Raw genomic sequence first — 12,178 nt, 5'->3', positions numbered from 1 at the left:
GAGGGATGACGGGAAATGAAGAACAAGCATGTGGCTGTCCTCCTGGGCGGATTCTCGTCCGAGCGGCCCGTGTCTCTGTCTTCGGGAAAGGCGTGTGCGGATGCGCTTGAGAAAGAAGGCTATCAGGTTACCCGCGTCGATGTTGCGCGCGACGTTGGCGCCGTGCTTGGCGCGCTCAAGCCTGATGTCGTCTTCAACGCGCTGCACGGCCCGTTCGGCGAGGACGGCACCATCCAGGGCATCCTCGAATATCTGGCCATTCCCTACACCCATTCGGGTGTGCTCGCCTCGGCGCTCGCCATGAACAAGGAGCAGGCCAAGAAGGTTGCCAAGGCTGCCGGAATCGCGGTGGCGGAATCGAAGGTTGCCAGCCGCTTCGCCATTCAGAACAAGCACCCGATGAAGCCGCCCTATGTGGTGAAGCCTGTCAATGAAGGCTCGAGCTTCGGCGTTGTCATCGTGCATGAAGGGCAGTCGCATCCGCCGCAGGTCATCGGCTCGTCCGAATGGAAATATGGCGAGACCGTCATGGTCGAGCGCTACATCCATGGCCGCGAGCTGACCTGCGCCGTCATGGGCGATGTGGCGCTCGGCGTCTGCGAGATCATCCCGACCGGCCATTCCTTCTACGACTATGATTCAAAATACGTCGCCGGCGGATCAAAACACGAAATCCCTGCTAAAATTTCACCGAATATTTACCAAAAAATACAGACACTGGCGCTCAAGGCACATCTGGCTATCGGCTGTCGGGGCGTTTCCCGGTCGGACTTCCGCTATGACGATCGTCACTCCGAAAACGGCGAAATTGTCTGGCTCGAGATCAACACTCAGCCTGGCATGACGCCGACGTCTTTGGTGCCTGAAATCGCCGCCCAAGCGGGGCATTCGTTCGGCGATCTGTTGAGTTGGATGGTGGAGGACGCTTCGTGTCTGCGTTGAAATGGGGACAGGACAAGGGCAGGGACGGCGCCGGGCCGGCGCTGTTCGGCATGCCGTTGTCGTTCGACCATTTCGTGCTGCCGCGCGTGCTGCGCCGGCCGGTGCGCGTGCTGGCGCGCCTGGGTGGCGGCGACTTCGTCGCGCCGCGCTTTTCCGCGGCCATCCTGTCCGCTTCGCTCATCGCATCGAGCAGCCTCTATGGCGCCATTCTCGGCGGCCATGCCGACGACATCGTCCAGAGTATCACCGCCCGCACCGGCTTTGCCGTCGACCAGATCAAGGTGGTCGGCAACCGCCAGACTTCGGAGATCGACATACTGGACCGGCTTGAACTCGATGGCTGGACGTCGCTGATCGGCTTCGATGCCGAGGCAGCGCGCGAGCGCATCGATACGCTGCCCTGGGTCGAAGTGGCAGCGGTGCGCAAGGTCTATCCGCATACGCTGGAAGTTCGTGTCGAGGAGCGCGAACCCTTCGCGCTCTGGCAGCAGGGTTCAGAGCTTTCCGTGATCGAGCGCTCCGGCGCAGTGATTGCGCCGTTCTCGGGCGGCAAGCAGGCCTTGCTGCCGCTGATCATCGGCACCGGAGCGCCGGCCAAGGCGCCCGACTTCCTGGCCAAGATCAAGACGTATCCAGAGCTCGCGGCGAGGGTCAAAGGCTATATCCGCATCGGCGAGCGGCGCTGGGACCTGAAGCTGGAAAACGGCATCACCGTCAAACTGCCCGAGGATGGCGAGGACCAGGCGATCGCCGAGCTGGTTCGGATGGATCATGACAACGGTCTTCTGACACGCGATATCGCCGCCGTCGACATGCGCATCTCCGATCGCCTGGTCGTGCAACTGACGCCGGAAGCGGCGACGCAGCGCCAGGCGGCGCTCAACGAAAAACCGCAAAGCCTCAAGCGCAAGTCGGAGACGAAGATATGAGCTGGCTTGGCGGCAACAGCGATGCCTCTTCGCGCCGCTCCGGCACGCTGACCGTGCTGGATGTCGGCTCAAGCAAGGTTTGCTGCGTGGTGGCGAAACTGAAGCCGCGCGAGGACGGCAAGCTGTTGCGCGGCCGCTCGCACCGCATCCAGGTGATCGGCATCGGCCATCAGAAGTCGCAAGGCGTGAAGTCGGGCGTGGTCGTCGATCTCGACCGCGCCGAGCACGCCATTCGCCTGTCCGTCGACGCCGCCGAGCGCATGGCGGGACTGACGGTGGATTCGCTGATCGTCAACATGACGGCCGGCCGGCTGAAGAGCGAAACCTATTCGGCCACCATCAACCTTGGCGGCCATCAGGCCGACGAGGCCGACATCAAGCGCGTGCTTGCCGCCGGCGCCAAACAGGCGCTGAAGGCCGAGCGCGACGTGATCCATTCGCTGCCGGTGGGCTTTTCGCTGGACGCCGAACGCGGCGTGCGCGATCCGCGCGGCATGGTCGGCGACCAGCTCGGCGTCGACATGCATGTGCTGACGGGTGACGCCGCACCGCTGCGTAATCTGGAGCTCTGCATCAACCGCTCGCATCTGTCGGTCGAGCGCATGGTGGCGACGCCCTATGCCAGCGGACTTGCGGCGCTTGTCGATGACGAGCTCGAAATGGGCGCGGCCTGCATCGACATGGGCGGCGGCACGACGACGATCTCGGTGTTTTCGGAAGGCAAGTTCGTCCATGGCGACGCCATTGCCATCGGCGGCAATCACGTGACGCTGGACATGGCCAAGGGCCTGTCGACGTCGCTCGACGCCGCCGAACGCCTGAAGGTGATGCATGGCTCGGCGCTGCCCGGCAGTGCCGATGACCGCGACCTGGTGTCGATCCAGCCGATCGGCGAGGAAGGCGAGATGCCGCTGCAGATCCCGCGCTCGGTGATGACGCGCATCATCCGCGCCCGCATCGACGAGACGCTGGAGCTTCTGCGCGACCGGCTGAACAAGTCGGGCTACGGCAATGCCGTGGGAAAACGCGTCGTGCTGACCGGCGGCGCCAGCCAGCTTGCCGGCCTGCCCGAGGCGGCGCGCCGTATTCTGGGACGCAATGTGCGCATCGGCCGCCCGCTCGGTGTGGCGGGGCTGCCCGAAGCCGCCAAGGGGCCGGCTTTCTCGACGGCGGTCGGACTGCTGATCTATCCGCAGATGGCGAGTTTCGAGAGCCATCCGGCGAAAGGAATTTCCGGTCTCAGGATGACCGGAACGGGTGGAAAACTGCATCGCATGAGTCAGTGGTTGAGAGACAGTTTCTAATTGACGGGGACAGCCCCATAGGCGGCCGCGGCGGCGAAGCGGCGGGAAAGGCAAAGGACGGAGACAATGACCATCAATCTGCAAAAGCCGGACATCACCGAGCTCAAGCCGCGGATCACCGTGTTCGGTGTCGGCGGCGGTGGCGGTAATGCCGTCAACAACATGATCACCGCGGGCTTGCGCGGCGTAGAGTTCGTCGTGGCCAACACCGACGCGCAGGCGCTGACCATGTCGAAGGCCGAGCGGCTGATCCAGCTCGGCGCGCATGTCACCGAGGGCCTCGGCGCCGGATCGCAGCCGGAAGTCGGCCGCGCGGCGGCGGAAGAGTGCATCGATGAGATCATCGATCACCTCTCCAACACCCATATGTGCTTCGTCACCGCCGGCATGGGCGGCGGCACCGGCACGGGTGCCGCCCCAGTCGTTGCCCGCGCGGCGCGCGAAAAGGGCATCCTCACCGTCGGCGTCGTCACCAAGCCGTTCCATTTCGAAGGCCAGCGCCGCATGAAGACGGCGGATATGGGAATCGAGGAACTGCAGAAGTGCGTCGACACCCTGATCGTCATTCCCAACCAGAACCTGTTCCGGCTGGCCAATGACAAGACCACCTTCGCCGACGCCTTCGCCATGGCCGACCAGGTGCTCTATTCCGGTGTTGCCTGCATCACCGACCTGATGGTCAAGGAAGGCCTGATCAATCTCGACTTCGCCGACGTCCGCTCGGTGATGCGCGAGATGGGCAAGGCGATGATGGGCACCGGCGAGGCTTCGGGCGAGGGCCGCGCGATGGCCGCCGCCGAGGCAGCGATCGCCAACCCGCTGCTCGACGAGACCTCGATGAGGGGCGCCAAGGGCCTGCTGATCTCGATCACCGGCGGCCGCGACCTGACCCTGTTCGAAGTCGATGAAGCCGCGACCCGCATCCGCGAGGAAGTCGACCAGGACGCCAACATCATCCTCGGCGCCACTTTCGACGAGGAACTCGAAGGCGTCATCCGTGTCTCGGTGGTCGCCACCGGCATCGACAAGTCGGCGGCCGAAATCGCCGCCGTGCCGATCTCGATCCGCGCCGTGCCACCGCAGCAGAAGCCTGTCAGCCGTCCGGCTCCGGCCGCGGAAGGCCGGCCAGCGCCGGTCCAGCAGACCTATGAGCAGCGCGCGGCCGATCCGGTCGCCGAGGCGATCCAGCTTGCCGAAGCCAATGCGGCGGCAATGGCTCGTCCGGCGCCGATGGCCCAGGCGGAAGACTTCCGTCCGCAGAGCAAGATCTTCCAGGCCCCGCCGGCGCAGCCGCAACCTGTCGTGCAGCCGATGATGCAGCCGGCGCCGCTGCGGGAAATGCCGCAGCTGGTGGCTGCCGCACCGCAGCGCATGCCGCGGGTGGAGGATTTTCCGCCGGTGGTGAAGGCCGAGGTGGAAGCCAAGGGCAGGCCGACCGACCATGAAAACAGCGGGCCGATGGGGCTGCTCAAGCGGCTGACCAACGGACTGACGCGCCGCGAGGAAGAGCCGGCCCGATTGCAGCCGGCACAGCCGCGCGAACCGAAACTGCGCCAGGCAGCGCCCGAAATGCGCCGCCTTGCCAGCCAGGATCCGCAGCTTTATGCGCCGCGCCGTGGCCAGCTCGACGATCAGGGCCGGTTGACGCCGCAGACCCGGTCTGCCCAGGAAGACGACCAACTGGAGATCCCGGCGTTCCTGCGCCGCCAGGCCAACTGAACCGTTAACGGTATGTAACACTTGTTAACAGGCAGACGAGAGATCGTTTGCCTGTTAACGCTTAAAGTGATTTAATAACAAGGTGTTACGATGTGACGCTCACAGCAGGTCGCGGTTACACAGAGTAAGAAACCGTGATTTGGAGTCTCCCTGACGGGCAACTATCTTTGCCGCAGCACTTTCGGTGTGCTGGGATTCGGGGAGTTGGCCCTGCCTGCCGATAATCAAGAGCCGCGCCCTTCGGGGCTTTAAAGCGGACATGGGCGTTATGGGCTATGGGGTTTGTCTTGCAAGACTACCAGACGACACTTCGATCGCGTGCGACGCTAACAGGTACCGGCGTTCACAGCGGCAAACCGGTCACCATCAATTTCCTCCCCGCGGACGCCGACACTGGCGTCGTCTTCCACCTTTCGACCGGAAGCGAGAGCCGTGAGTTCCGTGCGCTTGTTGCTGAAGTCGGCGCGACCGACCTCTGCACCATGCTCGGCGATCCGGCAGGCGAGCATATCGCCACCGTCGAACATCTGATGGCGACGCTCTTCGGACTCGGCATCGACAACATCGTCATCGAGATCGACGGCCACGAGGTTCCGATCCTAGACGGCAGCGCGGTGGCGTTCGTGGAAGCCATCGACCAGGCCGGCATCGAGACGCTGGCGGTCAAGCGCCGCTACATCAGGGTGGTCAAGCCGGTTCGCATCGAGAACGGCGCGTCCTGGGCTGAATTCAGGCCCTATAGCGGCACGCGCTTCGAGGTCGAGATCGATTTCGAAAGCCCGGCGATCGGCCGTCAGCTGTTCGCCTCCGACATTAATCCCGACGTCTTCCGCCAGGACATTGCGCGTGCCCGCACCTTTGGTTTCATGAAGGATGTCGAGCGGCTGTGGGCGGCAGGCTATGCGCTGGGCTCCTCGCTGGAGAACTCGCTGGTGATCGGCGACGACAATCGGGTGATCAATATGGGTGGCCTGCGCTATCCCAATGAATTCGCTCGCCACAAGACGATGGACGCGATGGGCGATCTGGCGCTGGCCGGTGCCCGTTTCATCGGCTGCTTCCGCTCCTATCGCGGCGGCCACCGCATGAATGCCGCGGCCTTGCGGCGGCTTTTGTCCGACCGTTCGGCCTTCGAGGTCGTTGAGACCACGCGCCGCGAGCGCGGCCGCACTGCCGAGATGAGCGCCGTCACCGGGCCTGTGTTCGCGCCCTGGGTGATCTGATTCTTAACGATTTTCTGGCTTTCTGAGCGTCGGCTGGTGTTGCGCGGATGCATCACCGACCGGTGAAAGCGCATAGCTTTCGAGGCAACACCAAGCCGCCACAAAAATGTGCGATTGGCTAGACATAGCGTTGCTGGGCAAGACAGTTATGGTTTATGGCTGCTGCCGTCGATTAGACGCATGTCGCTCAAAAGTGGGGACCAGTTTTGAGGGAACGCCATGCGAAAGGCATTGAAATAACGCCGAAAGGGCGCAATCCAATCATGTTCTTCACGCGAGTTGGTCAATCGAAAGCGCCGTATCGGGCTGTTTTCCTGGCGTTTTCGATAGTTGTGCCATCGCTGTTCCTGTCGGCCTGTATGTCGTCAGAGAAAGACGTCGATTTGTCGACCTATGTCGACCAGACCGAACCGGCCGACGTCCTTTACAATCAAGGCCTTGCCAATCTCAACGCCGGCCGCCTGGATGAGGCGAGCAAGAAGTTCGACGCCGTCGACCGTCAGCATCCCTATTCCGAATGGGCCCGCAAATCGATGGTGATGGGCGCCTTCGCCGACTATCGCGCCGGCCACTATGACGAGGCGATCGGCTCGGCCAAGCGCTATCTTACGCTCTATCCGTCGACCGACGACGCCGCTTATGCCCAGTATATCATTGGCCTGAGCTACTACCGCCAGATCAAGGACGTCACCCAGGACCAGAAGGAAGCACGCCAGACCGTGCAGACGATGCAGGATCTGGTGACGCGCTGGCCGACTTCGGAATATGTCGACGACGCCAAGGAAAAGATCCGTTTTGCCAACGACCAGCTCGCCGGCAAGGAGATGCAGATCGGCCGCTACTATCTCGAACGGCGCGAATACATCGCCGCCGTCAAGCGCTTCCGCAACGTGGTCGAAAACTATTCCAACACCCGCCATGTCGAAGAGGCGCTGGCGCGCCTGACCGAGAGCTATTACGCGATGGGCTTGACCTCGGAAGCGCAGACGGCCGCGGCCGTGCTCGGCACCAACTATCCCGACAGCCAGTGGTACAAGGATTCCTACAAGCTCTTGCAGAGCAATGGGCTTGAACCGCGCGAGAATGCCGGATCGTGGATATCCAAGGCCGGAAAGCTGATCACCGGCGCCTGACGCTGAGCATCGACTGGAGCGATCACAGCGCTTTTCGGATTGATCCGACGCTCAAACAAAAAGATAGTGCGGCGCTGCGACTCCACCGTCGCATGCCGCATTGAGGCGCGTCGCGCCTGAAGTCTTTTGTTTTGTGCACGCCGTTGTCCCAAACCGGTCCGCTTGGGGCGACATGCGATAGGTTCGGGTTCTGATGCTTTCCAGACTGTCGATCCGCGATATCGTCCTGATCGAGAAGCTGGATATCGACTTCCAGCCCGGCCTTTCCGTGCTGACCGGTGAAACCGGCGCCGGCAAATCCATCCTGCTTGACGCGCTGTCGCTGGCGCTCGGCGCGCGCGGCGACGCCTCGCTGGTGCGCCATGGCGCGGCACAGGGCCAGGTCATTGCCGTGTTCGACGTGCCGCGCAACCATCCGGTGCGTGCGCTGCTTGCCGAAAACGCCATCGAGGATGACGGCGACATCATCCTGCGCCGGCTGCAGACGGCGGATGGCCGCACCCGCGTCTTCGTCAACGACCAGCCGTCCAGTGTCACCCTGATGCGCGACATCGGCCACGCGCTGGTCGAGATCCACGGCCAACACGACGAGCGGGCCCTGGTCGATCCTGGCGCGCATCGCGAATTGCTGGACAGCTTTGGCGGCCATCTTGGTGCTGCCCGCGCGACAGGCGAGGCGTGGCGCTATTGGCGCGGCTGCGAGCAGGACTTTGCCCGGCATCGCGCCAAGGTCGAGGCGGCGGCGCGCGAGGCCGATTATCTCAGGGCATCGGTCGCTGAGCTGGCTAAGCTCGATCCGCAGCCCGGCGAGGAAACGCAACTGGCGGAACTGCGCGCCACGATGATGCGGGCGGAAAAGATCGCCTCGGAAATACACGACGCGCAGGATGTGCTGTCAGGTCCATCCTCGCCGCTGCCGCAACTGGCCAGCCTGCTCAGGCGCCTGCAGCGCAAGGCCAGCGAAGCACCTGGCCTGCTGGAGGATGTGGTGAAGTCGCTCGATGAGGCGATGCTGTCGCTGGATGCGGCACAGTCCGGTGTCGAGGCGGCGCTGCGCGCCACCGAATACGATCCGCAGCGGCTGGAGAAAGCGGAAGAGCGGCTGTTTTCGCTGCGCGCCGCGTCACGCAAGCACAGCGTGGCGGTCGACGATCTGGCGCAGCTGCGCGACACGATGTCGGCCGACCTTGCCGATCTCGATGCCGGCGAGGAACGTCTGCATGGGTTGGAGAAACAGGCCGCCGCGGCGCGCGAGGCCTATGACATTTCGGCGGCCCAGCTGTCCTCGCTTCGCCATGCGGCTGCGATCGGCCTGACCAAGGCTGTCATGGCCGAACTGCCGGCGCTGAAGCTCGAGCGGGCCGAGTTCATCGTCGGGCTGACCAGCGATGGCGAAAACCGCATGGAAGAAGGCATCGATCAGGTCGAGTTCTGGGTGCGCACCAATCCCGGCACAAGGCCCGGCCCGATGATGAAGGTTGCTTCCGGCGGCGAGCTGTCGCGCTTCCTTCTGGCGCTCAAGGTGGCGCTGGCCGACCGTGGCTCCGCGCCGACATTGGTCTTTGACGAAATCGACACCGGGGTGGGCGGCGCCGTGGCCGATGCCATCGGCCAAAGACTGGCCAGGCTGTCGACGCGGGTGCAGGTGCTGTCCGTCACCCATGCGCCGCAGGTGGCGGCACGTGCGGCAACGCATTTCCTGATTTCCAAATCCGGCGGCACCGACCGGGTCGCGACCGGCATCGCCGAAATGGACCGGGCGGCGCGCCAGGAAGAAATCGCGCGCATGCTGGCCGGCGCCACCATTACAGACGAGGCGCGCGCTGCGGCGGAGCGGTTGCTGCGCGAGAACACGGCGGCGGCTTAACAACCGGCAGATGCCCGAATTGGCTTTTCCGGAAAGAGTCAGGATATGGCGACATCCTGCTGTTCGGATTTGATTTTTCCACAGCCTATCTCGCTGCCGACAAATCCTGATTTATAGTGGCCCACCAGAATTCGAGGACCGCGCTGCATGTCTGAAAAACCAGTCGAATCGTTGAGCGAAAGCGAAGCCGCGGATGAGCTTCAGCGCCTGGCCGAGGAGATCGCCGGCCACGACCGGCGCTACCATGCCGACGACGCGCCGACGATCACGGACGCCGAATACGATGCGCTGCGGCGGCGCAACCTTGCTATCGAAGAGCGCTTCCCAGGTCTGGTGCGCGAGGATTCGCCCTCGCTGCGGGTTGGTGCCGCGCCGGCCGAAGGCTTTGCCAAGGTGCGCCATGCGGTGCCGATGCTCAGCCTCGCTAAGGCCTATACCGACGAGGACGTCGCCGATTTCATCGAACGTGGCCGGCGCTTCTTCGACCGCGACAAGGATCTCGACATCGCCTTTACGGCCGAACCGAAGATCGATGGGCTGTCGGCGTCGTTGCGCTATGAACGCGGCATGTTCGTTCAGGGCGCCACGCGCGGCGACGGCGCGGTGGGTGAAGACATCACCGCCAACCTCAGGACCATCGCCGACATTCCGGCCAAGTTGAAGGGATCGGGCTGGCCCGAGACCATCGAGATACGCGGCGAGGTCTACATGACCTATGCCGAGTTCGAGGCGCTGAAGGCGCGCTCGGCGGCGGTCGGCGGCCAGGACTATGTCAATCCGCGCAACACGGCTGCCGGATCGCTGCGCCAGAAGGATGCCTCCGTCACCGCCAGCCGCAATCTCAAATTCTTCGCCTATGCCTGGGGCTACACGACGGCAGATCCCGCGCCGACGCAGTACGAATCCGTGCAGAAATTCGCCGAGTGGGGGTTCAAGGTCAGCCCGCTGATGGTGCGAGCGAAGTCGGTCGATGATCTCATCGCGCAATATCACAAGATCGAGGAACTGCGCTCGTCGCTCGGCTACGACATCGACGGCGTCGTCTACAAGGTCGACCAGCTGGAACTGCAGCGTCGCTGGGGGTTCGTGACCGGCGAGCCGCGCTGGGCAGTTGCGCACAAATTCCCTGCCGAACAGGCGATGACGACGGTGCAAAAGATCGATATCCAGGTCGGCCGCACCGGCACGTTGGCGCCGGTGGCGCGGCTGGCGCCTGTCACGGTTGGCGGCGTGGTGGTCGAGAACGTGACGCTGCATAATGAGGACTACATCAAGGGATTCGATAGCAACGGCCTGCCGATCCGCGACGGCATCGATGTGCGCATCGGGGACACGGTTGTCATACAACGGGCAGGAGACGTCATTCCGCAGATCGTCAGCGTCGTCATCGACAAGCGGCCGGGCGATGCGGTGCCTTACGAATTCCCGCACACCTGTCCGGTCTGCGGTTCGCCGGCGACGCGCGAGATCAACGAGAAGACCGGCAAGGAAGATTCGCGCCGACGCTGCACCGGCGAACTGATCTGTCCAGCGCAGGCCGTGGAAGGACTGCGGCACTTCGTGTCGCGCGGCGCCATGGACATCGAAGGCCTGGGCGCCGAGAACATCGATATCTTCTTCAATGCCGGACTGATCAAGACAGCCGCCGATATCTTCACGCTCAGGGATCGTCGCCCCGCCGTCACCAAGGCGCTGGCCGAGCGGCGCGAGGAGCAGGCCAGGCAGCGCGAGGCCGCCTCGGGCAAGACGCGCAAGAATGTACGCAGTGTCGAGGAACGCAACTACGAAGGCCTCGACAAGCTCTTCGCCGCCATCGACTCTCGTCGCGAACCCGAACTCGATCGTTTCATCTTCGCGCTCGGCATCCGCCATATCGGCGAAACGACGGCCGCCGTGCTTGCCCGAACCTTTTCGACCATCGAGGAACTGATCCGTGTCGGCAAGGAGACAGCGGCGGCGGCCGATCCGCACACCGTTTTCCCATCGGTCAACGGTATCGGCGACACGGTGATCGGTGCGCTGCGTGATTTCTTCGGCAATGAGCGCAATGACGATGTGCTCGACAGGCTGCTCGAGCAGGTCAAGCCGAAGCCGTACATCGTCACCGTCTCGGCCGACAGCGAGGTTGCCGGCAAGACCATCGTCTTCACCGGCACGCTGGAAAAGATGACCCGGTCCGAGGCCAAGGCGATGGCCGAACGGCTCGGCGCCAAGGTAGCAGGTTCGGTGTCGGCGAAGACCGACCTCCTGGTGGCCGGGCCGGGCGCGGGCTCCAAACTAAAGCTTGCCAGCGAACTCGGCGTCGAAGTCATCGACGAGGACACATGGTTGCAACGGGTCGGCAAGGCGTGACCGGCGGCTCATTCAAAGGGTTTGGCCAGAAAGCCATTCCGTTCCTGAAGGCGCTCGACTTCCACCAGAGCCGCGAATGGTTCCAGGAAAACCGGGCGCTTTACGACAGCGAACTGCACGAGCCGTTCTGCGACCTGGTCGAGACGCTGACCGAGCGCTTTGCGGCGGCGGGGCTCGGCCTGCGCGGCGACCGCAAGAAATCGCTGTTTCGCATCAACCGCGACGTGCGCTTTGCCAAGGACAAACGGCCCTACAACCAGCATCTGTCGGCCATGCTGTCGCCGGACGGCACCAAGATGGAGCAGGGCGTGTTCTTCGTCTATGTCGGGATCGACCGCTGCTTTGCCGACGTTGCCTGGTGGAACCCGGAGCCGCCCCTGCTGCTGGCGATGCGCAAGGCGATTATCGCCCGGCCAGCCGAGTTCCGAAAACTGCTTTCAACGCTGAAGAAAAACGGCTTCGAACTCGAAACCGAGGGTCGGTTGAAGCGCACGCCGCGCGGCTTCGAGAAGGTCAACGAACCCGATCTTGTCGACGCCATCCGCTACCGGCACTTCTATGTTCAGCACATGATCGATCCGGCCGGCATCCACGCGCCCGCGCTGGTCGATGAACTTGTCGATTTCACCATGCGTGCCAAGCCGCTGCTCGACTGGGGCAGGGCGATCCAAGGCACCGCGCTGCGGAGCTAGTCCAGGCACACTACGCG

9 protein-coding genes are annotated in these 12,178 nt (G+C 63.6%); all 9 read left to right on the top strand.

From position 1 onward, the window contains the following. Positions 1 to 15: 15 nt before the first annotated feature. Positions 16 to 942, top strand: a complete 927-nt coding sequence (locus AC1D1N_RS08930; RefSeq protein ID WP_477347980.1) for a D-alanine--D-alanine ligase — start codon at positions 16 to 18, stop codon at positions 940 to 942. Continuing rightward, positions 930 to 1,871: a cell division protein FtsQ/DivIB gene (locus tag AC1D1N_RS08925; protein ID WP_477347978.1), complete on the top strand. Its 942-nt coding sequence runs from the start codon at positions 930 to 932 to the stop codon at positions 1,869 to 1,871. Before AC1D1N_RS08930 ends, AC1D1N_RS08925 begins: the two co-directional genes overlap by 13 nt. Next, positions 1,868 to 3,175, top strand: coding sequence for a cell division protein FtsA (gene ftsA / locus AC1D1N_RS08920; protein ID WP_112560390.1), 1,308 nt, complete (start codon positions 1,868 to 1,870; stop codon positions 3,173 to 3,175). Before AC1D1N_RS08925 ends, ftsA begins: the two co-directional genes overlap by 4 nt. Before the next feature lie 66 nt (positions 3,176 to 3,241). Further along, positions 3,242 to 4,894 (top strand): cell division protein FtsZ, encoded by a 1,653-nt coding sequence (gene ftsZ, locus AC1D1N_RS08915; protein ID WP_477347976.1) that lies wholly within the window; start codon positions 3,242 to 3,244, stop codon positions 4,892 to 4,894. A gap of 275 nt (positions 4,895 to 5,169) precedes the next feature. Next, positions 5,170 to 6,117, top strand: coding sequence for a UDP-3-O-acyl-N-acetylglucosamine deacetylase (gene lpxC, locus AC1D1N_RS08910; protein ID WP_477347974.1), 948 nt, complete (start codon positions 5,170 to 5,172; stop codon positions 6,115 to 6,117). Between the two features lie 263 nt (positions 6,118 to 6,380). Then, positions 6,381 to 7,250, top strand: a complete 870-nt coding sequence (locus AC1D1N_RS08905; protein ID WP_477347972.1) for an outer membrane protein assembly factor BamD — start codon at positions 6,381 to 6,383, stop codon at positions 7,248 to 7,250. 193 nt (positions 7,251 to 7,443) lie between these two features. Beyond that, positions 7,444 to 9,117, top strand: a complete 1,674-nt coding sequence (gene recN / locus AC1D1N_RS08900) for a DNA repair protein RecN (RefSeq protein WP_477347970.1) — start codon at positions 7,444 to 7,446, stop codon at positions 9,115 to 9,117. A gap of 147 nt (positions 9,118 to 9,264) precedes the next feature. Continuing rightward, positions 9,265 to 11,469, top strand: coding sequence for an NAD-dependent DNA ligase LigA (gene ligA / locus AC1D1N_RS08895; RefSeq protein ID WP_477347968.1), 2,205 nt, complete (start codon positions 9,265 to 9,267; stop codon positions 11,467 to 11,469). Further along, positions 11,442 to 12,161, top strand: coding sequence for a DUF2461 domain-containing protein (locus AC1D1N_RS08890; RefSeq protein ID WP_477347966.1), 720 nt, complete (start codon positions 11,442 to 11,444; stop codon positions 12,159 to 12,161). The genes ligA and AC1D1N_RS08890 overlap by 28 nt, the downstream gene beginning before the upstream one ends. Positions 12,162 to 12,178: the final 17 nt, after the last annotated feature.

The sequence above is a fragment of the Mesorhizobium sp. P2_B5 genome (assembly GCF_056404775.1).
The sequence above is the reverse complement of the archived record's forward strand: the minus strand, read 5'-3'. Positions and strand labels throughout refer to the sequence as shown.

Coding starts and splice junctions, on each gene's coding strand:
- lpxC (WP_477347974.1), top strand. CDS start 5,170: ATGGGGTTTGTCTTGCAAGACTACCAGACGACACTTCGATCGCGTGCG.
- recN (WP_477347970.1), top strand. CDS start 7,444: ATGCTTTCCAGACTGTCGATCCGCGATATCGTCCTGATCGAGAAGCTG.
- AC1D1N_RS08890 (WP_477347966.1), top strand. CDS start 11,442: ATGGTTGCAACGGGTCGGCAAGGCGTGACCGGCGGCTCATTCAAAGGG.
- ftsA (WP_112560390.1), top strand. CDS start 1,868: ATGAGCTGGCTTGGCGGCAACAGCGATGCCTCTTCGCGCCGCTCCGGC.
- AC1D1N_RS08930 (WP_477347980.1), top strand. CDS start 16: ATGAAGAACAAGCATGTGGCTGTCCTCCTGGGCGGATTCTCGTCCGAG.
- ftsZ (WP_477347976.1), top strand. CDS start 3,242: ATGACCATCAATCTGCAAAAGCCGGACATCACCGAGCTCAAGCCGCGG.
- AC1D1N_RS08905 (WP_477347972.1), top strand. CDS start 6,381: ATGTTCTTCACGCGAGTTGGTCAATCGAAAGCGCCGTATCGGGCTGTT.
- ligA (WP_477347968.1), top strand. CDS start 9,265: ATGTCTGAAAAACCAGTCGAATCGTTGAGCGAAAGCGAAGCCGCGGAT.